We start from the raw sequence: 20,523 nt of genomic DNA, 5'->3' as shown, positions 1-20,523 counted from the left end.
CGGCGGGGCGCACCCAACCGAAGCGACGCAGCCCCGCTGCCCCACACCCGAAGCCCCGCATCCCCAGGACGCCCTCTCCGCGTCGCTGGTTTTTGTCGTTGGCACGCCGCAAGCCCCCGTAGGGCGGAGCAAGCCGCGACCGCGCAACTCCATCCGCCCGCGCCCCTACCCATCACAACGAACTTCCACGCCCGGCGCCCGTCCGCGGCCCCGCAAGACTTGGGCCCCTTGCCCACACCCACTAGACTGGCCTCTCCATTCAGCCAGTCGCAGCGCCATGCCCACCCGCCCGTCCTGGTGCATCCCCGCCAACGAGTACCGCCGCGAGCGCTGGCGCAACCAGTTCGGCTGGACCCGCGAGATCGTGCGCATGCGCCGCGAGGCCGGCCGCGACCGTCCGGCCGCTGGCGAGGAAGACTGGGACTGGCGCCTGTCGATCGCCGAAATCGAAAGCGACGCCCCCTTCTCGGCGTTCCCGGGCGTCGATCGGGAACTGGTCCTGCTCAGCGGCAACGGCCTGCGCCTGCGTTTCGACGACGGCGAAGCGGTCGAGCTGCACCCGCCGCACGACAAGCTGCGCTTCGCCGGCGAACGCACGGTGACCGGCGAGCTGATCGACGGCCCCACCCACGACTTCAACCTGATGTGGCGCCGCGGCCGGGTCCGCGCCGAACTCTGGCACCGGCCGCTGGTCGGCCCGATGGTGCTGTTCGCCGAGCCCGGCCAGAGCTGGGCCGTGCACCTGTTGGCGGGCCAGGCGCACTTCGCCGACGGCTCGGGACTCGCGCCGCTGCAGGCGGGCGATACCGCGATCCTGGCCGCGGGCGAGGATCGCCTGCGCCATGTGCTGGAAGGCGGCGGCGAAGTGCTGTTGGTGCGCGTCGGCGAAGCCTGAGCCGCGTCGGCGATCGCTGCGAACGACGGCGGCGGCGATGAAGCGATGGCTGTCGTGATCGGTAGGTGGGAGGGCCTTCAGGCCCGACGCTTTCCGCTCAGGCCGCCGTGTCCTTCGCGGTAAGCCCAGTGTCGCGGTCGCGGCTTGCGCCGCTCCTACAGTCGGACTTCCGGCGGCGCTAGTACCTGTGGGAGGGCCTTCAGGCCCGACGCTTGCCGCTCAGATCGCCGCGTCCAAGCAGAACGAGCACCGATCAATACACATCGCGCCGATAACGCCCGTCTGCCGCCATCGCCTCCAGCACCTCGTCGCCGAGCGCCTCGCGCAGCACCGCGTCCACCGCCGGCGCCATCCCTTCCAGGCTGCCGCAGACATAGACCGAAGCGCCGGCATCGACCCACTCGCGCACCTGCGCGATGCGTTCGCGCAAACGGTCCTGCACGTACACTCGCTGCGCGCCGTCGCGCGAGAAGGCGTAATCGGCGCGTTCGATGCGCCCTTCGGCCAGCCACGCGTCCAGTTCGTCGCGGTAATGCAAGTCGCAGGCCGCGTTGCGTTCGCCGAACAGCAACCAGTTGCGGTGACGGCCGGCGTCGATGCGTTCGCGCAGCAGCGCGCGCAGTCCGGCCAGGCCGGTGCCGTTGCCGATCAGGATCAACGGCCGCGCGTCGGCGGGCGCGTGGAAGGACGGATTGGAGCGGATGCGCAGGTCGATCGTCGCGCCGTCGCCGGCGTATTCGGTCAGCCAGCCGCTGCCCAGGCCCGGGCGGCCGTCGTCGCGACGCATCTGTCGTACCAGCAGGCGCAGCGCGCCGTCGGCGGGAACCGAAGCGATGGAGTATTCGCGGTGCGGCAGCGGCTCCAGGGCGTCGGCCAGCGCCTGCGCGCTCTTGCCGCGCGCGTCGGCGGCGGCGGGCAGGCGCGAACGTTGCAGCAGATCGGCCAGCGCGAGGTCGGCCTCGTCGCGACGCACGCGCGCGGCGCCGTCGAAGCCGTTCGCGGCCAGCCATTGCACGACGTCGTCGGGCGGGTTGCGCGGCCCGATCTCGGCGATGTCGCCGGCTTGCCATTGCAGCGCCGAACCGTCGGCCGGCACCAGGGCGAGATGGAAGGCGGCCGCGCCGGCGCTGCCCGGATTCGAGACGCGTCGCTCGCGCAGACGCCACGGCGCGTAGGCCGGTGCGCTCCAGTCGGGCAGGTCGGTGCGGCCGGCGAGCAGGCCGAGGTGATGCTGCCAATGGCGCAGCGCGCCGGCTTCGCCGTTGTCGACTTCGACCAGATCGAACAGCGCTTGCGCGCCGGCGTGGCGCAGCCAGTGGTCGAGGCGATGGCCGAACGCGCAGTACTCGGCGTACTCGCGATCGCCAAGCGCGAGCACGCCGTAGCCAAGCTGCGGCAGCGGCGTCGCCGCGCCCATCGCCTTGCGCACGAACGCGGCGGCGCTGTCGGGCGCGTCGCCTTCGCCGGTGGTGCTGACCACGAACAGCGCACGGCGGTAGTGCGCCAGCTGCGCGGCATCGAGCGTGCCGAGCACGGCCAGATCGGCGCTCAGGCCGGCGTCGCGCAGCGCCTGCCAGCTGCGCCGGGCGAGTTGTTCGGCGAAGCCGGTCTGGCTGGCGAAGGCGACCAGCCAGTCGCCGCGGCGGTCGGCATGGATCGCCGGCAGGGCCTCGCGTCGCGCGCTGCGCCTGCGCGAGACCGCGACCGCGGCGACGAAGCCGGCATACGCGGCGACCAGCGCGGCGGCCATCCACCAGCGGCCGCGGCCGGGCGCGATCCAGTGCCAGGCGTCGGCCTGCCAGCGCGCCAGCGCCACGGCCAGCGCCGCCAGCGCGAGCAACGCCAGCGCGTTGCCGAGCAGCGAGCGATCGAATGCGCGTTCGCGCGCGCCGGAGTCGGAGGTCATGCGGAACGTTGCCGGGCGACGAAGCCCGGGGTGGCGCGGGCGACGAAACCCTCGCCCTCGCGCAGCACGAACAACGCGGCGAGCTGGCGGCGGTTGGCGTAGGCGAGCCCGGCGCGGGCACCGAGCACGGTCAGGGCGGTGGCGAGCGCGTCGGCGTGCATGCAGCGTTCGTGCAGGACGGTGACCGAGGCCACCGCGTTGTCGATCGGCGCGCCGGTGCGCGGATCGAGGGTGTGCGAATAGCGGTGCGCGCAGCCGGTGGGCGCGCCAGAACGTTCGCCGCCGGTGTGTTCGAAGCTTGATGGCTCGAAGTAGCGGCGGTAGTCGCCGGAAGTGGCGATGGACAGGTTATCGAGTGCGATCACCGCGGCGGCTTCGTCCTCGCGCCCGGGCTGTTCGACCGCGATGCGCCAGGCCGAGCCGTCGGGCTTGCGCCCGTGCGCGCGCAGTTCGCCGCCGACTTCGACCAGACAATCGGCCACGCCGTGCGCAAGCAGCCAGTCGGCGACGCGGTCGACGCCGTAGCCCTTGGCGATGGAGGAGAAATCCAGATACGCGCCGCCCGGTTGCGACAAGACGCGAGCGAGCGGATCGAAATGCAACCGACGCCAATCGACGCGTTCGCGCGCCTGCGCCAGCGGCGCGGCGGCCGGCGCCCGCGTGCGCGCGCCGGCGGGGCCGAAGCCCCACAGGTCGGCGAGCGGGCCGATGGTCGGGTCGTAGGCGCCGTCGGTATCGGCGGCCAGCGCCAGCGCCGCGTGCAGCACTTCGGCGAACGGCGCCGGCAGGACGTGCGCGCTGCCGGCCGTGGCGCGGTTGTAGCGGCTGATGTCCGAATCGGTTTCCCAGGTGCTCATTTGCGCGACGACTTGGTCGAGCATGGCCTGGATGCCGCGTTCCAGGCCGATCAAGGCCGACACCGGCGCGATCAGCTTGACCGACCACGTAGTGCCCATGCTCAGTCCGCGCAATTCGTGCAGCGCGGCGGGCGTGGACATCGCGGTGGCGTCGAGCGTCGTGCTCGCGGCGAAGTTCGCCGAGTACGTCGGCGCGAAGGCACCTGTCGCGAGCGTGTCCCGCGCACCCGCGCCCGCGCCGTGGACGGGCGCCACGGCGCCCGTCCACGACCACATCGGCTGCGGCGCGCGCGCGGTCATCGCTTACTGCGGCAGCACTTCGAACACCGCCACGTAGCTCAGGCGGCGCTGCTTGGCGTCGGGCAGGGTGGTCTTGGCGTCTTCGCTGGCGGTTTCCAGCCAGTACATGCCGGCCTGCGGCCACTTCACTTCGAACTTGCCGTCGGCGCCGGTGGTGACGAGGATCTCGGCCTGTTCGTTGCGGTAGCGGGTCGCGCCCGGCACGACTTCGATCTTCAGGCCCGAGGCCGGCTTGCCGTCGATCAGCAGCTGGAAGGTCGCCGCTTCGCCGGCGAACAAGTCGTTGGGATGGGTCACCGGCACCAGCTCGATGCCCTTGCCGGTGGTCTTGAACACGCCCGTGCTCGGCTTGCCGACGGTGGCGAAGGTCTCGACCCGGCCCAGGCTCTCGGACGCGTTGACCTCGGTCGCGCCGGCCGGGATCGCGCCCTTGAACTCGCCGGCCTTGCCGCGCCAGCGCTTGGCTTCGCCGCCGAGCTTGTAGCTGGCGAACATGCCTTCGTTGTTCATCGCGATCTTGTAGGTGCCTTCCTGCTGCAGTTGCAGGTCGAACACGCTGCGCAGCTTGCCGGTGGCGCCGTTCTGCGGCGCGACGCTGCTGCCGTCCGGCGCGGTCACCTGCAGCCGCTCCAGCGGCAGCGGCACGTGGTTGAAATAGAACAGGTCGTTGGACACGGCCGCGTCGACCGTCATCCACGAGCCCTTGTCGGAGAACACGGTCTGCGAGGGCTGCAGCCAGGCCTTGTGGGCGTGGGCGCTGCCGGCCAGGGCGAGGGCGGCGAGGGCGGTGGCGAGTACGAGTTTGGTTTTCATGGCTGGGGTCCGGGAATGAAGGGAATGCGGAGGAAAAGCAGCGTGGATGGATCGCGAGGCCGGGCGGAACCGTTCGCAACGAAGCGGCGAACGCGGCGGGATGCCGGCGCGGCGGGAAACAGCGCCATCGCGTCGTTTGCCCGCATCGCCTTCGGTCCCCGCTCGATCAGGGCTTCACTACCAGCCCGACCTTGCCCAACTCGGTCTTGCCTTGCGCCGACAGCTTCTGCGCCTTGGCCGGCCATTCGAACGGGATGCTCAGCATCTCGCGGCCGCCGACTTCGCGCGCGGCTTCCACCACCAGGGTGTAGCTGCCCGGAGCGAGGCCGGCGAGTTGCTTGGAGCCGCCCTTGAAGGCGACCGCGTGCTGGCCGACCGGACGGGTCGCGCCGCTGACGCCGTCGACCGGCATGCTCAGGGTGCGGCCGCTGCGCCGCCACCACTGGCGCATGTCCTTGAGCCACTTGGTGCCTTCGCCGTTCTTCATGTCCACGTCGTACCAGACGAGCAGGTTGCTCGCCACGGAGTTGTCGGCCTTCTCGATCCAGGCGGCGACGTAAGGACGGTGATACTCGGCCGCGTTGATGCGCGGCACTTCGATGTTGAGTTCCAGATCGGCGGCGAACGCCGGCAGCGGCAGGGTCAGCGCCGGGATCAGGATCTTGAACATGGACGGCTTCATGGAGCGCTCCGGAAAGTTGCGGTGAATGTCTTCGGATTCTTCAATGCATGAACAAGACGACGATCAGCAGCGGCAGCAGCAGCCCGGCGACCACCAGCGGCCAGGTCTTGCCGCGCTGGCGCGCGTGCAGCTGCAGCAGCCACAGGCCGGTCAGCGCGAACAGCAGGCAGGCCACCGCGAACAGGTCGATGAACCAGCGCCAGGCGGTGCCGGTGTTGCGGCCCTTGTGCAGGTCGTTGAGCCAGGCGATCCAGCCGCGGTCGGTGCGTTCGTATTCGATCGCGCCGCTCTCGCGGTCGATGCTGATCCAGGCGTCGCCGCCGGGACGCGGCAGCGACACGTAGACCTCGCTGTCGCTCCACTCGCCCTTGCGCCCGTCGGTGCGTACGTCCAACGCATCGGCGAGCCAATCGTTGACGCTGCCCGGCAGCGGCGCGTCGGCGGCGCGCTCGCCGCTCAGGTTGCGCAGCAGGCTCGCCGGCAGGGTTTCCTTGAGATTGACCACGCGCGGCTTGGATTCGATCTGCGCGGCGTGGTTGAGGGTGATGCCGGTGACCGAGAACAGCAGCAGCGCGACCAGGCTCAGCGCGGCGCTGATCCAATGCCAGCGGTGCAGGGTCTTGAGCCAGTACGCGCGGCGGTTCGGGTCGGCGCCGTTGGCGGCCGCGGCGCTCACGTCTGGCTCCAGCGCCGCAGCAGGTTGTGGTAGACGCCGGTCAGCTGCACCAGCGCCGGATGCTCGGGCACGTCCGCGCTCAGGCGGCGGATCGACACGTCGAGCTCGAACATCAGCCGCCGCTGCGCGTCTTCCGCGAGCAGGCTCTGGATCCAGAAGAACGACGCCGTGCGTACGCCGCGGGTCACCGGAGTGACCTTGTGCAGGCTGGTGCCCGGGTACAGCACCAGGTCGCCAGCCGGCAGCTTGACGCTGTGCGAGCCGTAGGTGTCCTCGATCACCAGTTCGCCGCCGTCGTATTCGTCGGGCGCGCTGAGGAACAAGGTCGCCGACAGGTCGGTGCGCACCGCGTCCATGCCGCCGCGGCTGCGGTCGTAGCGGATCGCGTTGTCGACGTGGAAGCCGAACGACTGCCCGCCGGCATAGCGGTTGAACAGCGGCGGATACACGCGCTGCGGCAGGGCGGCGGAGAAAAAGGTGGAATTCCGCGACAGCGCGTCGAGGATCAGCGCGCCGAGTTCGCGCGCGGCCGGATCGGTCTCCGGCAGTTGCGCGTTGTCCTTGGCCTTGGCCGATTGATGGCCGGCGGTGATGCGTCCGTCGGCCCAGCCGGCCTGGTCCAGGCGCGCCCGGCAATGGGCGACCTGTTCGGCGGTGAGAACCTTGGGCACGTGCAGCAGCATGGTTACCTCGATGCGGCCGCCCGGCGGATCCGGGCGGCGCGCGTGGCCGGGAAGCGTCGATTAGACCGTGAAGCCGACGCCTCCCGCCACTTGGCTTGCGGTCAGAACGAGAAGTTGGCGCTCAGCACCACCTGGCGGCCGTCGCCCGGGGTGGCCCAGCCGTTGTTGCGGATGCGGGTGAAATACTCTTCGTCGCTCAGGTTGTTGACGTTGAGCTGCAGCTGGGCCTGGCGGCTGATCTTGTAGGCGACCATCGCGCGGTGGGTCCAGTAGCTGCCGTAGGTGGTCAGCGGGCCGTTGACGTTGGTCGCGCTGTGCTGGGTCAGCCAGATCTTGCCCTGGTAGGTCGCGCCGTAGCCGATCTGCCACTTCGGGCTCAGGTCGTAGGTGGTCCACAGGCTGAAGGAGTGCTCCGGCACGCTCAGCAGGCGGTCGCCCTTGGTGAAGTCCTGGCCGAGCTGCGCCTGACGGTTGGACACGCCGCGCAGCACTTCGCTGTCGAGGAAGGCGTAGTTGGCGTAGACCGCCCAGTGGTCGGTCAGCAGGCCGGACAGGCCGAGCATCACGCCGTCGACGCGCGCGCGGCCGTCGAGCTGCTGCAGGCCGGACGGGTTGAGCGGGTTGGCCGGGTCGGCGACCTTGTAGTTCTTGCGGTCGTTGCGGAACACCGAGCCGGTCAGCGCGAGGCGGCCGTCGAGGAAGTCCCACTTGGTGCCGAGCTCGTAGCTGACCGCGGTTTCCGGATCGACCGAGCAGTTCTGCGGCGTGCACGAACCGTTGACCGAGGCCTTCGACGGGGTCTTGGAATTGCCGTAGGCGATGTAGACGCTGCCGTTCTCGACCGGCTTGAACACCAGGCCGGCGCGATAGGAGAACAGGTCGTCGTTGCTCTTGGTCGGCACGCCGTAGCCGGTGACGGTGCCGATCGGCTGCGCCGGCAGCGGCTGGTTGGCGGCGGTCGGCGCCTGCACGACGACGGCGCTGTTGGTCTTGCCCTCGTTGCGCTCGTAGCGCGCGCCCAGGCTCAGCTGCCACTGCTCGTTGAACTTGAGCGTATCGAACACGTACAGCGCGCGGTTGTCGAGTTCGCCCTCGGTGCGCCCGGTCAGGGTGCGGTTGAGCGGACCGCGGTAGATGTGGTCCGGGTTGGCGATGTTCATCTGCGGCAGGCCCGCCAGGAACGGGTTGGTGCCGTTGGGGTTGCGGAAGTCGCTGGTGACGTCGAGGTCGAACTTCTCGTGCAGGATCGAGAAGCCGGCGACCAGGTTGTGCTCGATCGCGCCGGTGTTGAAGCTCAGCGTCAGGTCGGTCTGGTTGTAGATCGTGGTGTTGCGCGTGTCGCGGCCGTAGCCGCGCGGGCCGCTCGGGCTGTAGTTGCCCGGACGGGTCGCGCCACAGGCGGCGCCGGTCGGGGTGACGCCGTTGGCCAGGCACCAGGTGCCCTGCACGGCGTCGACCAGCGAGAACTGGTCGACCTGCTGCCAGCGGGTCAGATTGCGCAGCTTGAAGCGCTCGTTGAAGCTGTGGTCGATCACCGAGGTCAGCGAATCGAGCTCGACTTCCTGGCGGTCGATGTTGCTGTAGCCGTAGTAGTTGCCGCGGTCGATGCCCGGCAGCACGTCGCCGTTGAAGAACGGCAGGCCGTACTGCGGGGTGTTGTCGTCGCTCTGGTGCAGATAGCTCAGGGTCCACGACGTATCGCTGCCCAGGCCGAAGCCGAGCGAGGCGGCCACGCCCCAACGCTGGTTGTCCTCGACGTCGCGGCCCGGCACGTCGTTCTGGTGCGCCATGGTGTTCAGGCGCAGCGCGGTGCCTTCGCCGAGCACGAAGTTGCTGTCGCTGGTGAAGCGCGCGTAGGCGTCGGTGCCGGCGGCGATGGAGGCCTTGTGGAACTCGTTGAGGCCGGCGGACTTGCTGACCAGGTTGACGGTGCCGCCGACCGAGCCGGCGCCGGAATAGACCGAGTTGGCGCCGTTGATCACTTCCACCGATTCCAGGTTGAACGGATCGGTGCGGCTGTACATGCCGCTGTCGCGCACGCCGTCGACGGTGATGTCGTTGGTGGCGTCGAAGCCGCGCAGGTTGATCTTGTCGCCGAAGCCGCCGCCGCCTTCGCCGGCGCCGAAGGTGATGCCCGGCAGGGTGCTGAGGATGTCCTGCAGCGACAGCAGGTTCTGGCCGTCGATGGTGTTGCGGTCGATCACGGTGACCGTCTGCGGGGTGTCGCGCAGGTTCGCGGTGTACTTGCCGCTGCTGGCCTTCTGGATGCGCTGGCCGTGCACTTCGACGCCTTCGACGTCCTTGGCCTGGGGGGCCGGAGCGGGGGCGGCGAGGGTGGGCAGGCTGATTGCGAGGGCGAGCGCGCCGGCGAGCGGCGACACGACGAACTTCGTGGGCGACATGGGAATCTCTGGGGGCAGGAAAAGGGCCGCGGAACGGGCCGCGTCGGGCCGGGATATTAATGAGATGGATTCTCATTTGCAACGAAAATTGAACGGAGCGCCCGGCTGTAACCGTTTTCGTCGCATAACTGTGCTTGGAACCGTCGCCCGGCAGCCGGTATCTGGCGATGTGGGCAGGCAGCGCGACCAGTGCCGGCTTAGCAGGCTTGGGCACGTTGCGTATCGCCGCCGAATGCCTTTGGAGTGCCCAACGGATTTGTCCACGGTCGATCGCGTCGCCATCTGCTGGCGATTTTCCCAACGCTTTGTCGGCGATTTGAAACTTCGGAGCCAGAAGCCGCGTTTGCTTACGAATAGACCGGCCTACACTGAGCGTCTTCGGCAAAAGGATGATTGCTATGACGTTCCGCCCTCTCGTTGTCGCGTTCGTCCTGGCGTGTTGCGCGTTGACGAGTTGCAAAACCATCGAGCCGGCGAACGGCACGCTCCAGGACATGCAGGAGTGGGCGACGCCCGAGCCGCTGGATCGCGTGTCTCCCGCGAGCGAACAACGGCGCGCCAAGGCGGAGATGGTGCGATGGGTCGGGCGGTATCTGAAGCATGAGTATCGGGTGATCGGCCGGCGTTTCGTGTTGACTGCGCCGGGGGATACCGGCTTTGCGGCGATGGGCTCCAAAGCGAATCAATACGTCACACGGACCTTGGGCGGAGCTATGCAGGTGGATGGCTGGCTCGACGATGACAATTAGATGATGTTCCTATGGGAATTCGGCGATAGCTCGCCGCGCTACGTTGCTTTGGCGATCACCAATGATTTCTTGCCTGGTACGCACAAGCGCGCTCTGGTCGGTTATTTCGAGCTTGTGCCATCTGCAAGGCATTAAATGTGCGCCTTTTACTCGAAAGATCCGCAGGGTTGAATTAAACCGAGCATTTGAGCCTGAGGCTATGCCCGCCGACGACTGGCTCGGTCTAAACTGGCCGCATCTGGCAAAAGGAGCTTCGCCGTGAAATTCCGCCCGCTCGTTGTCTTGCTCGTCCTGGCGTGTTGCGCGTTGGCGAGTTGCAAGACCATCGAGCCAACGAACAGCACGCTCAAGGATATGCAGGAGTGGGCGACGCCCGAGCCGCTGGATCGCTTGTCGTCAGCGAACGAACAGCGGCGCGCCAAAGCGGCGATGGTGCGATGGGTCGAGCGGTATCTGAAGCATGAGTATCGGGTGGTCGGTCGGCGTTTCGTGTTGACTGCGCCTGGGTCTACCGACGGTGCGGCTATCGGCTCCAAGGCGCATCAACATGTCACCCAGAACCTGGGAGGCGAGATGCAGGTCGATGGCTGGTTTGATGATGATAATTACATGCTGTTCTTGTGGGCCTTCGGCGATAGGTCGCCGCGTTACGTGGTCTTCGTCCTGACCCGCGATTTTTTGCTCGGTTCGGATGAGCGTCGCATGGTGGGTTATCTGGAACTTGTGCGCTCTGCGAAGGAGCGAACTAAAACAGCTCAGGAAGGGAGCGCGGCGAAGGAGCGGCAGTACAAGGTCGCTGAATCAAATGAAGCCGATGATCGTCCTGATGTGGTGGATGCTCGCTAGAGCAGCGTCCCGAACTGCCATTCTTGTGCCGAAGTGTGCGTTTTAACGCGAAGACTGGCCAGGTCGAGTTTGAACCGAACATGTGAGCCAGAAGGTATGCACGCCGGTGGCTGGCTCGGTCTAAACTGATCACATCTGGCAAAAGGAGCTTCGCCGTGAAATTCCGCTCTCTCGCTGTCTTGCTCGTCCTGGCGTGTTGCGCGTTGACGAGTTGCAAAACCATCGAGCCAACGAACAGCACGCTCAAGGACATGCAGGAATGGGCGACGCCCGAGCCGCGGGACAGCGTGTCGCCCGCTAACGAACAGCGGCGCGCCAAAGCAGCGATGGTGAGGTGGGTCGAGCAGTATCTGAAACACGAGTATCGGGTGGTTGGGCAGCGTTTCGTTTTGACCGAGCCTGGATTTACCGCAGGGGCTTCGATTGGCTCAAAGACGCACCAATTTGCCACCCAGAACCTGGGTGGCACGATGCAGACCGATGGTTGGTTTGGGGATGTTGATTACAGGATTTTTCTGTGGGCGCTCAATGGCAATACGCCGCGCCATATCGCTTTTGTGTGGTCCAATAATTTCCTTCCCGGTACACGTGAGCGCACTTTGGTGGGATATTTTGAACTTGAGCCCGTTGCGGCGCATTGACGGAAGCGATCCAGGTAGGAGGTCGGTATGGCAAAGGAACGGCAATTCACGGCGGCGGACTTGTATGGGGCGGGCGGCCGGCCGCACGCATCAGATATCGAGCAGGATCTTCTTTACAACTGCTACTTTCTCGCGCCGATGGGGGCGCTAGGCGAGCAGCAGCCTGATCGTATTCACGATGCCATCGGCTTCGATGTCGAGACCAACGAGTTCACGGTGACGTTATATCGCCCGCCGAGTACGCAGGAACGTAGCCAGGGACACTCCGATCCGATCCGCGAATCGATCAGTGTGTCGCAAGAGGATATTCGTCGGAACATTCGAGAGAGGGGCGGTGGCACCGTCGACGACAATCGCGAGCGCAGTGGCGCACTGTGGCCGACCGTCATCGAAGCCGGGTTCGCTGAGCTTTATGGCCGGGATGCACAGGGAAAAGTGAATCTGGATCGAGGCTATCGGACGATCGGTGCGGCGACAGGTGGCGGCGGTCTAGCCGACGGCATCTATGCCTTGACCGGCGAATCGGGCCGTAGCCTGCAGATCCGCAATCCCGACGCCCCACCGATGCGGCCCACCGGCCCCGACCATGTCAAACCTTCCGAGCCGCCGCCGTATCGGGCGCCTTTGCAGGGCGCCAAGTTGGAGCTGGATGCGGTCTACGCCGAGGTAGAGCAGGCGCTTGCGGCCCATCGCCCGGTGTCGATGGCGACACAGGGGCGCGACGTTCGCGATGGCCTGGAGGAAAGCCATGCCTACATGGTGGTCGGCGTATCGCGCGATGCGCAGACCAACGAACCACGGGTAACGCTGCGTAATCCATACGGGAACAACGAGCGCGCCGACGAAGGCAACCAGAACATCGGCGCAGGCTGGAACGAAAGCAACCCGGAGATCACGGTCAATCTCAACCGACTGGTCCGCGACGGCAGTTTCGCCGAGTTCAATATCGGACCGGCGCCGCGTACGCAGACGCAGCAACAAGGCGCGCCCGCCTCCGGGCAAACCCCATCGACGCAACCCGCTCAGTCCGAACCGCGCCCGCCGACGCCTTCGCCTGCCGAAACACCCGCCATCACCGACCGCGCCCATCCCGGCCACGAGCGCTTCCAGCAAGCGCTGGCCGCGATCGAGCGTTCGCCGAACATCCCGGCCGGCGCGCTCTCGGGCGAGCGCTTGCAGCAGGCCGCCGCCAATCTGGCCTACGCCAGCCTCGCGGGCGCGCAGCGGCCGCAAGGCGGTCAGAACGAGCGGCTGGACCGGATCGATTTCGCCGTCTTCAACAACGACCGCAGCGGCCTGATCGCGGTTCAGGGCGAACTGGACAATCCGACGGCGAAGCTGGCCTTGCTGCCCGCGGCGCAGGACAGCGCGACCAGCCTGGCGCAGGCCTCGCTGCAGATTCAATCCACGTTGGCGCAACACCACGCGCAAGCGCAGGGCGGCGAGCGAACGCAGCCCGCGCCGACGCAAGACGATCCGACGCTTAAGGGACAGGCGCGGTAACGAACTACGGGCCCGAACCACCCTTGCGGGTAATGCGTCGGGCTGGCGCCGCGAGGGACGCAGTTTTTTGAGATCTGCGCGGCCGCGTCACCCGCGGTCGTCGCGCGTCCACACCCCGCCGTCTTCGACCTTGACCGGGAACTTCGCCACCGGCTCGTACGCCGGCGCGCACAGCGGCCGGCCATCGCGCACGTCGAAGCGCGCGCCGTGCAGCACGCACTCGATGCTGGCTTCCTCGCCGTCGAAGGTGCCCGAGGACAGTTCGAAGTCCTCGTGCGAGCAGCGGTCTTCCAGGGCGTAGTAATCGCCGTCGTAGTTGCACACGAAGATCGCGGTGTCGCCGTCCCAGGCGACGGTGGATTCGCCCGGCAGCAGTTGCGAGGTGGCGCAGACGAAGACCCAGTCGCTCATGTCTTGGCTTCCTTTCGGTGGGTGCGGGACTAGGGACCCGGGACCGGGAACCCGAAGGCAGGGTATGCGGTAAGGCGCGGCGAGCCTCTACGGGTCCCTGGTCCCCGGTCCCCGGTCCCCGGTCCCGGGTCCCCCAAAAATTCACAGCGACTTTTCCAGCACCTCGAAACTCAGGTCGTCGCGCTTGGGCAGCCCGAACCGCGCGTCGCCGTAGGGGAACGGCTTGAACCGGCCGGTGCGCAGGTAGCCGCGGCGCACGTAGTACTGGATCAGTTCCTCGCGCACGTTGATCACGGTCATGCGCATCGTCGGCGTCTGCCATTGTTCGCGCACGACGCGCTCGGCCTGGGCCAGCACGCGCTTGCCGATGCCGCCGTTCTGCAGGCCCGGGTCGACCGAGAACATGCCGAAATAGCCGGCGCCGTCCTCGATCGCGATGTGCGCGCAGGCGAGCAAGCGCGGGCCGCTGCCGTCATCGAGTTCGGCCAGCAGGATCATGTTCCGCGGCTTGGCCAGCACCGCGTGGATCTCGTCGGCGCCGGTGCGGCGGCCGTCGAGCAGGTCCGATTCGGTGGTCCAGCCGCGGCGGCCGGAGTCGCCGCGGTAGGCCGATTCGACCAAGGCCACGACCGCGTCGGTGTCGGCCAGGGTCGCGGGGCGGAACGTCAGTGCGTCGAGGCTCATGCGAGTAGCGTGCGGACCTTGTTGAGGGCGGCGACGAAGGCGTCGATTTCTTCGAAGGTATTGTAGTAGGCCAGCGACGCGCGGCAGGTGGCCGGCACCCCGAAATGCTGCATCAGCGGATGCGCGCAGTGGTGGCCGGAGCGGATCGCCACGCCTTCCAGGTCGAGCAGGGTGGCCAGGTCGTGGGCGTGCGCGCCTTCGACCAGGAAGCTCACCACCGCGGCCTTGTCCGGCGCGGTGCCGAAGATGCGCAGGCCGGGGACCTCGCCGAGCGCGACGGTGAAGCGCTCCAGCAAGGCCTGCTCGCGCGCTTCGATGTTGTCCATGCCCAGCGCGCCGAGGTAGTCGACGGCGGCGCCGAGCCCGGCGAAACCGGCGATGTTCGGCGTGCCGGCCTCGAAGCGGCGCGGGCCGTCGGCGAACACCGTGCCTTCGAAGCGCACTTCCTTGATCATCTCGCCGCCGCCGATGAACGGCGGCATCGCGTCGAGATGCTCGCGCCGCGCCCACAGCGCGCCGGTGCCGGTGGGGCCGCTCATCTTGTGGCCGGTGAGGGCGTAGAAGTCGCAGCCGATCGCGGCGATGTCGAGCGCGCGATGCGGCGCGGCCTGCGAGCCGTCGACCAGGGTCGCGATGCCGCGCTTGCGCGCCTCGCGGCAGATCTCGCGCACCGGGTTGACCGTGCCGAGCACGTTGGACACGTGGGTCAGCGCCAGCAGCTTCACTTCCGGCGTCAGCAGCGAATACAACTGGGCGAGATCGAGACGGCCGAGTTCGTCGAGTTCGGCGACCTTGATCGTCGCGCCGGTGCGCTGCGCGACCAACTGCCACGGCACGATGTTGGCGTGGTGCTCCATGCGCGTGAGCACGATCGCGTCGCCGGGCTTGAGCCGCGGCAGCGCCCAGGAATAGGCGACCAGGTTGATCGCGAAGGTGGTGCCGCTGCACAGCACCAACTCGTCGCCGCGCACGTTGAGGAAACGCGCCAGCTTGGCCCGGGCGCCTTCGTAGGCTTCGGTCGCCTCGGTGCCGAGCGTGTGCACGGCGCGGCTGACGTTGGCGTTGTGGCGGCGATAGAAGTCGTCGACGGTCTCGATGACCGCGTTGGGCTTCTGCCCGGTGTTGGCCGAGTCGAAATAGATCAGCGGCTTGCCGTGGACTTCGCGGGTGAGCACCGGGAAATCGGCGCGCACGGCGGTCCAGTCGATGGCGGCGGGAGTGGGGGCTGCGACGGTCATCGTGTTCCCGATAAGCGAGAAGTGAGCGGAGAGGAGTGAGGAGTGAGCGGAAGCGGCGAAGAGCTCTTTCTCACTCCTTGCTCCTCTCCGCTCGCTCCTCGCTTCAAGCCGGTTGCAAGCGCTCCAGCGCCAGATTCAGCCGCACTTCCAGCATCGCGCGCACGCTCTCGTCCTCGAGCACCGAGACGGTCTCGCGGCAGAACGCGGCGGTCAACAGGGCGCGCGCGGCCTCGGCCGGCACGCCGCGCGAGCGCAGGTAGAACAGGGCGTTGGCGTCGATCTGGCCGACGGTGGCGCCGTGCGCGGCCTGCACTTCGTCGGCGTGGATCTCCAGCACCGGCTGGGTGTCGATCTCGGCGCCTTCGCTGAGCAGCAGGTTCTTGTTCGACAGAGCGGCGTTGCTGCCGTCGGCGCCTTCGCGGATCAGGATGCCGCCGTGGAACGCGGCGCGCGAGCGACCGGCGCCGAGGCCGCGCCAGACCAGCTCGCACTGGGTATCGCGGCCGACGTGGTCGATGCCCAGGCGGGTATCGAGATGGCGGCGGCCGGTGGCCAGCAGCACGCCGTTGGCGTGCACGTGCGCGCCCTCGCCGTGCAGGGCGGCGTTGAGTTCGTGCCGGCTCAGCGCGGCGCCCAGTTCCAGATCGAGGCGGCGGTACCGCGCGGCGCGCGCCAGCACCGCGTCGGTGCGGGCGATGACGGTCGCGCCGAGCGCCTCGTCCTGCACCCGCGCATGCGCGAGGTGCGCGTCGGGGGCGAGGTGGACGTGGGTCAGGCTGTTGCCGAGGTGGTTGTGGCTGTCGCTGGCCAGGTGGTGCTCGACCACGGTCAGGCGGGCGCCCTCGCGCAGTTCGATCAGGTGGCGCAGGTGCCAGGCGCGGTCGCCCTCGCTCGGGCTGGCGACGAACACCAAGTGCACGGCGGTGTCGGCGCGCACGCCGGCGTCCACGCGCAGCACCGCGCCTTCGTCGGCGAGCGCGGCGTTGAGGCGGGCGAACACTTCGTCGGCGCGCTCGAAGCGGCGGGCGAGGAAGTTGGCTTCGCGCGCATCGTCGCCGGCCAATACCTGCGACAGCGGCTGCAGGCTCACGCCCGCCGGCAGGCCGGACAGGTCGCTGTGGCCGGCATCGAAGCGGCCGTTGTGGAAGACGATGCGCGGCGCCGGGATGCCGGCGACCGCGGCGGCGTCGAACGCGGCGGGCGCGGCGTCGGCGGCGGCGAAAGCGCGGCGTTCCAGCGAACGCAACGGGGTGTACTTCCAGGCTTCGGTGCGCGGACCGGGCAGGCCGTCGCGCAGCGCGGCGTCGAGCGCGGCGCGGCGGGTCTGGCCGAGGCCGGCGGATTCGCGCGCGGGCAGGGCGTCGAAGGCGGAAGCGAAAGCGTCGAGCAGGGCGCTCATCGGGTGGTCTCCTGTGCTCGCGCCGTCAGGCCGCGCTCTGCGGCGCGACCCGGTCCTTGAGCCAGGCGTAGCCGTGCGCTTCCAGCTCCAGCGCCAGTTCGGCGCCGCCGGTTTCGACGATGCGGCCGTCGGCCAGCACATGCACCACGTCGGGCTTGATGTAGTCGAGCAGGCGCTGGTAGTGGGTGATGACCAGGAACGCGCGTTCGGGCGAGCGCAGGGCGTTGACGCCGTCGGCCACAGCCTTGAGCGCGTCGATGTCCAGGCCCGAATCGGTTTCGTCGAGGATCGCCAGGCGCGGTTCGAGCAGGGCCAGCTGGAAGATCTCGTTGCGCTTCTTCTCGCCGCCGCTGAAGCCTTCGTTGACGCCGCGGTGCAGCAGTTCGTCCTTCAGATGCAGTACGGCGAGCTTCTCGCGCACCAGCTTGAGGAACTGCATCGAGTCGAGCTCGGCCTCGCCGCGCGCCTTGCGCTGGGCGTTGAGCGCAGCGCGCAGGAAATAGGTGTTGTTCACGCCCGGGATCTCGACCGGATACTGGAACGCCAGGAACACACCGGCGGCGGCGCGTTCTTCCGGCTCCAGCGCGAGCAGGTCGCGGCCGTCGAACTCGACGCTGCCGGCGGTGACCTCATAGCCCTCGCGCCCGGCCAGCACGTTGCCGAGCGTGGACTTGCCGGCGCCGTTGGGGCCCATGATGGCGTGCACCTGGCCGGGGATCAGCTCCAGGGTCAGGCCCTTGAGGATTTCCTTGCCGGCGACGGAGACGTGGAGGTTTTCGATCTTGAGCATGGCGGGATTCTTGGTTGATTCAGTCGTCAAGCCGTTCCAGGTCCGCCAGGTCTTGCAGGCGGCCTACGGCCTTCTGGTTCTTGCCTAGGTCGACGCGATGGGTGCCCAGCGCGTCGAGGAACTCGCCCCAGTCGTCAGGGAGCCGGGACATCGCGGAACTCGAGCACATACGCGAAGGGCGGGTTGCCGTTCTTGAACAGCTCGTTTCCTTCCCGATGCAGGTTCAATGTCTCCTGCAGCCGCTCTTCCGGCGGACGCGAGCGCCAATAACGCCGCGTCCCGGCCTCTTGTTCCTCCGGCGCGACGAAACGCAAGCTGCGCACGACGCCGCCGCTCATCCGACCGAGCCCTCCAGGCTCACTTCCAACAGCTTCTTGGCCTCGACCGCGAACTCCATCGGCAGTTCGCGGAACACGCTCTTGCAGAAGCCGTCGACGATCATCGACACCGCGTCTTCCTCGCCGATGCCGCGCGAGCGGCAGTAGAACAGCTGGTCCTCGCTGATCTTGGAGGTGGTGGCCTCGTGCTCGACCGTGGCGTCGGGGTGCTTGACCTCGATGTAGGGGAAGGTGTGGGCGCCGCACTTCTTGCCGATCAGCAGGCTGTCGCATTGGGTGTGGTTGCGCGCGCCGGCGGCGTTCTTCTCCACTTTCACCAGGCCGCGGTAGGTGTTCTGGCCGCGGCCGGCGCTGATGCCCTTGCTGACGATCTTGCTCTTGGTGCGCTTGCCGACGTGGATCATCTTGGTGCCGGTGTCGGCCTGCTGGCGGTGGTGGGTCAGCGCGACCGAGTAGAACTCGCCGACCGAATCGTCGCCCAGCAGCACGCACGAGGGGTATTTCCAGGTGATCGCCGAGCCGGTCTCGACCTGGGTCCAGCTGATCTTGCTGCGCGCGCCGCGGCATTCGCCGCGTTTGGTCACGAAGTTGTAGATGCCGCCGCGGCCTTCCTCGTCGCCGGGGTACCAGTTCTGCACCGTGGAGTACTTGATCTGCGCGTCTTCCAGCGCGACCAGCTCGACCACCGCGGCGTGCAGCTGGTTCTCGTCGCGCATCGGCGCGGTGCAGCCTTCCAGGTACGACACGTAGGCCTGGTCCTCGCACACGATCAAGGTGCGCTCGAACTGGCCGGTGTGGCCGGCGTTGATGCGGAAGTAGGTGCTCAGCTCCATCGGGCAGCGCACGCCCTTGGGGATGAACACGAAACTGCCGTCGGAAAACACCGCCGAGTTGAGCGCGGCGAAGTAGTTGTCGCCGACCGGCACGACGCTGCCGAGGTACTTGCGCACCAGTTCGGGATGCTCGCGGATCGCCTCGGACATCGAGCAGAAGATGATGCCCTTCTCGGCCAGTTCCTTGCGGAAGGTGGTGCCGACGGAGACCGAGTCGAACACCGCGTCGACCGCCACGCCGGCCAGGCGCGCGCGCTCGTGCAGCGGCACGCCGAGCTTGTCGTAGGTGTCGAGCAGCTCCTGCGGCACTTCGTCGAGCGAGTTGTACTTGGCCTTCGGCGCGCTGTAGTAGCTAAGCGCCTGGAAGTCGATCGGGGCGATGTTGAGCTTGGCCCAGTGCGGCATCGGCATGGTCAGCCAATGGCGGTAGGCGGCCAGGCGCCAGTCGGTCATCCACTGCGGCTCGTTCTTCTTGGCCGACAGCGCGCGCACCGTGTCCTCGTCCAGGCCCGGCGGCAGGCTGTCGGATTCGATGTCGGTGACGAACCCGGCTTCGTAGCGGCGGCCGAGTTGCTCGTGAATCTCACGATTGGCGATGTCGCCCGCCGGTGCGGGGGCGGTCTTGATGTCGGTGGCCATGGCGGCTGCCTACTGTCTATGCGCCGGCCAGGCGCAGGTCGATGCGCTTGGCGGTGGCGACTGTTTCGGTTGGAAAAGAAGGAGCGAGCATCTGCGCGAGGGTCACGTTGCTGAGGGCTTCGACCACGACGTCGTTGATCCGGCGCCAGTTGGCGCGCACGCCGCACTGGCTTTCCAGGCCGCATTGGCCTTCGTGCAGGCTGCATTCGGTCATGCCGAGCGGGCCTTCCATCGCCTCGACGATCTCGATCAGGCCGATCTCGTCGGCCGGGCGGGCCAGCCGGTAGCCGCCGTTGGCGCCGCGGAAGCCCTCGACCAGGCCGGCCTGGGCCAGCGGTTTGAGCACTTTGCTGACCGTCGGCGCTTCCAGGCCCGCCCGTTCGGCCAGTTCGGCCGCGCTGAGGACGCGGTCGTGCTGGGCCGCCAGGACGGTCAGGACGACCGTGGCGTAGTCGGTGAGCTTGGTGACGCGGAGCATCGGCGTGGGGGCGCTGAGGGCGGGCTGGTGAGGGCGGGCGTTAATTCGTACCGAAATTGTACGGTTTTATTCCGCCGGGGGCCAGCCGGGGGATTTGCGCGATTCAGCGGCCTGGGCGCCGCCGCGGCGCCTCGTATCGCCCTGTGCCGGCGCCGGGCCGGACCGCGGCCCCCCGCGCGGACGCGGCGGAAAAGGCGACCCCGGCGATGGCGGCGGACGCCTCCGGCAGGCGAGAATGCCGGTTCGTCATTTTGGGAATCGTCATGCCGCGCAAGATCGCCGCCCGTCGTTCAGCCATCCACGGCAACGGTGTATTCGCCGTCGCCCCGATCGCCAAGGGCGAACGCGTCATCGAGTACAAGGGCCGCCGCCGCACCCACGAGGAAGCCGACGCCGGCGACACCGGCGACGCCGACTCCGGCCACACCTTCCTGTTCACCCTCAACGACGAGTACGTGATCGACGCCAACTACGAGGGCAACACCGCGCGTTGGATCAACCACAGCTGCTCGCCCAATTGCGAGGCCGTGCTGAACGAGGACGAGGGCGACGACCGCCGCCTGGACCAGGTGTTCATCGAGGCGATCCGCGACATCGCCCCGGGCGAGGAACTGTCCTACAACTACGGCATCACCCTGGCCGAAAAGCACACCAAGGAACTGAAGAAGATCTGGGAGTGCCGCTGCGGCTCGCCGGACTGCACCGGGACGATGCTGCAGCCGAAGAAGGACAAGAAGAAAAAGAAGAAGGACAAGGACAA

General features: G+C 67.9%; 22 protein-coding genes and 1 pseudogene. 7 read left to right on the top strand and 16 right to left on the bottom strand.

All coding sequences use genetic code 11. The features are described from left to right. Positions 1–277 precede the first annotated feature (277 nt). Positions 278–895, top strand: coding sequence for a HutD/Ves family protein (locus JHW41_RS18700; RefSeq protein WP_250444363.1), 618 nt, complete (start codon positions 278–280; stop codon positions 893–895). A gap of 253 nt (positions 896–1,148) precedes the next feature. Here the strand turns inward: JHW41_RS18700 and JHW41_RS18695 are convergent, their stop codons facing one another. Further along, on the bottom strand, positions 1,149–2,801 hold the full coding sequence (locus tag JHW41_RS18695; protein ID WP_250444362.1) for a sulfite reductase subunit alpha: 1,653 nt from the start codon (positions 2,799–2,801) through the stop codon (positions 1,149–1,151). Beyond that, a complete protein-coding gene (locus JHW41_RS18690) occupies positions 2,798–3,799 on the bottom strand; it encodes an FAD:protein FMN transferase (protein ID WP_250444359.1) in 1,002 nt (333 codons plus the stop codon). Before JHW41_RS18690 ends, JHW41_RS18695 begins: the two co-directional genes overlap by 4 nt. On the opposite strand from JHW41_RS18690, the gene JHW41_RS18685 reads away from it, so the two are divergent. Beyond that, entirely contained in the window at positions 3,792–3,995 is a 204-nt protein-coding gene (locus JHW41_RS18685; RefSeq protein ID WP_250444357.1) for a hypothetical protein, read from the top strand. The genes JHW41_RS18690 and JHW41_RS18685 overlap by 8 nt on opposite strands. Here JHW41_RS18685 and JHW41_RS18680 read toward each other — a convergent pair. From JHW41_RS18680 to JHW41_RS18660, 5 genes are all read right to left on the bottom strand, one after another. Beyond that, complete coding sequence (locus tag JHW41_RS18680; protein WP_250444355.1) at positions 3,962–4,771, bottom strand: DUF4198 domain-containing protein; 810 nt, start codon at positions 4,769–4,771, stop codon at positions 3,962–3,964. The two genes, JHW41_RS18685 and JHW41_RS18680, sit on opposite strands and share 34 nt — an antisense overlap. Before the next feature lie 166 nt (positions 4,772–4,937). Then, on the bottom strand, positions 4,938–5,453 hold the full coding sequence (locus JHW41_RS18675) for a DUF2271 domain-containing protein (RefSeq protein ID WP_250444352.1): 516 nt from the start codon (positions 5,451–5,453) through the stop codon (positions 4,938–4,940). 40 nt (positions 5,454–5,493) lie between these two features. After that, positions 5,494–6,129: a PepSY-associated TM helix domain-containing protein gene (locus JHW41_RS18670; RefSeq protein ID WP_250444350.1), complete on the bottom strand. Its 636-nt coding sequence runs from the start codon at positions 6,127–6,129 to the stop codon at positions 5,494–5,496. Next, complete coding sequence (locus tag JHW41_RS18665) at positions 6,126–6,812, bottom strand: Fe2+-dependent dioxygenase (protein ID WP_078996816.1); 687 nt, start codon at positions 6,810–6,812, stop codon at positions 6,126–6,128. Before JHW41_RS18665 ends, JHW41_RS18670 begins: the two co-directional genes overlap by 4 nt. A 101-nt stretch (positions 6,813–6,913) precedes the next feature. Next, on the bottom strand, positions 6,914–9,214 hold the full coding sequence (locus JHW41_RS18660; protein WP_057946627.1) for a TonB-dependent receptor: 2,301 nt from the start codon (positions 9,212–9,214) through the stop codon (positions 6,914–6,916). A gap of 398 nt (positions 9,215–9,612) precedes the next feature. On the opposite strand from JHW41_RS18660, the gene JHW41_RS18655 reads away from it, so the two are divergent. The 4 genes from JHW41_RS18655 to JHW41_RS18640 all read left to right on the top strand — a co-directional run bounded on the left by JHW41_RS18655 (position 9,613) and on the right by JHW41_RS18640 (position 12,953). Then, positions 9,613–9,963: a hypothetical protein gene (locus JHW41_RS18655; protein WP_250444348.1), complete on the top strand. Its 351-nt coding sequence runs from the start codon at positions 9,613–9,615 to the stop codon at positions 9,961–9,963. Between the two features lie 258 nt (positions 9,964–10,221). Then, on the top strand, positions 10,222–10,809 hold the full coding sequence (locus JHW41_RS18650; RefSeq protein ID WP_250444346.1) for a hypothetical protein: 588 nt from the start codon (positions 10,222–10,224) through the stop codon (positions 10,807–10,809). Positions 10,810–10,964: 155 nt separating this feature from the next. Further along, positions 10,965–11,450 (top strand): hypothetical protein, encoded by a 486-nt coding sequence (locus tag JHW41_RS18645; protein ID WP_250444344.1) that lies wholly within the window; start codon positions 10,965–10,967, stop codon positions 11,448–11,450. Positions 11,451–11,477: 27 nt separating this feature from the next. Continuing rightward, positions 11,478–12,953: an XVIPCD domain-containing protein gene (locus JHW41_RS18640; RefSeq protein ID WP_250444343.1), complete on the top strand. Its 1,476-nt coding sequence runs from the start codon at positions 11,478–11,480 to the stop codon at positions 12,951–12,953. Between the two features lie 87 nt (positions 12,954–13,040). Here the strand turns inward: JHW41_RS18640 and JHW41_RS18635 are convergent, their stop codons facing one another. The 9 genes from JHW41_RS18635 to JHW41_RS18600 form a co-directional block, all read right to left on the bottom strand. Then, positions 13,041–13,364 (bottom strand): Rieske (2Fe-2S) protein, encoded by a 324-nt coding sequence (locus JHW41_RS18635; protein ID WP_057946632.1) that lies wholly within the window; start codon positions 13,362–13,364, stop codon positions 13,041–13,043. Between the two features lie 141 nt (positions 13,365–13,505). After that, the gene (locus JHW41_RS18630) at positions 13,506–14,048 is read right to left on the bottom strand and encodes a GNAT family N-acetyltransferase (RefSeq protein ID WP_250444341.1); all 543 of its coding nucleotides are present in this window, start codon (positions 14,046–14,048) and stop codon (positions 13,506–13,508) included. After that, positions 14,045–15,286 carry a cysteine desulfurase gene (locus JHW41_RS18625; RefSeq protein ID WP_078996821.1) on the bottom strand — a complete coding sequence of 414 codons (1,242 nt, stop codon included), beginning with the start codon at positions 15,284–15,286 and terminating at the stop codon, positions 14,045–14,047. Before JHW41_RS18625 ends, JHW41_RS18630 begins: the two co-directional genes overlap by 4 nt. 103 nt (positions 15,287–15,389) lie before the next feature. Continuing rightward, positions 15,390–16,685 (bottom strand): Fe-S cluster assembly protein SufD, encoded by a 1,296-nt coding sequence (gene sufD / locus JHW41_RS18620; RefSeq protein ID WP_250444339.1) that lies wholly within the window; start codon positions 16,683–16,685, stop codon positions 15,390–15,392. 25 nt (positions 16,686–16,710) lie between these two features. Further along, positions 16,711–17,475 (bottom strand): Fe-S cluster assembly ATPase SufC, encoded by a 765-nt coding sequence (sufC, locus tag JHW41_RS18615; protein ID WP_057946636.1) that lies wholly within the window; start codon positions 17,473–17,475, stop codon positions 16,711–16,713. Between the two features lie 19 nt (positions 17,476–17,494). Further along, positions 17,495–17,626 carry a hypothetical protein gene (locus JHW41_RS26005; protein WP_284499504.1) on the bottom strand — a complete coding sequence of 44 codons (132 nt, stop codon included), beginning with the start codon at positions 17,624–17,626 and terminating at the stop codon, positions 17,495–17,497. Beyond that, entirely contained in the window at positions 17,610–17,813 is a 204-nt protein-coding gene (locus JHW41_RS18610; RefSeq protein WP_250444337.1) for a hypothetical protein, read from the bottom strand. Before JHW41_RS18610 ends, JHW41_RS26005 begins: the two co-directional genes overlap by 17 nt. Next, entirely contained in the window at positions 17,810–19,285 is a 1,476-nt protein-coding gene (gene sufB / locus JHW41_RS18605) for a Fe-S cluster assembly protein SufB (RefSeq protein ID WP_250444335.1), read from the bottom strand. Before sufB ends, JHW41_RS18610 begins: the two co-directional genes overlap by 4 nt. Positions 19,286–19,301: 16 nt before the next feature. After that, positions 19,302–19,763, bottom strand: a complete 462-nt coding sequence (locus tag JHW41_RS18600) for an SUF system Fe-S cluster assembly regulator (protein WP_057946639.1) — start codon at positions 19,761–19,763, stop codon at positions 19,302–19,304. Between the two features lie 263 nt (positions 19,764–20,026). Here JHW41_RS18600 and JHW41_RS18595 point away from each other — a divergent pair. Then, positions 20,027–20,491: pseudogene (locus tag JHW41_RS18595) on the top strand (SET domain-containing protein); the annotation flags it as partial. Positions 20,492–20,523 lie beyond the last annotated feature (32 nt).

The sequence above is a fragment of the Lysobacter enzymogenes genome (genome assembly GCF_023617245.1).
Lineage (GTDB): Bacteria > Pseudomonadota > Gammaproteobacteria > Xanthomonadales > Xanthomonadaceae > Lysobacter > Lysobacter yananisis.
Note: the sequence above shows the minus strand (reverse complement) of the source record. Positions and strands in the feature narration are given on the sequence as shown.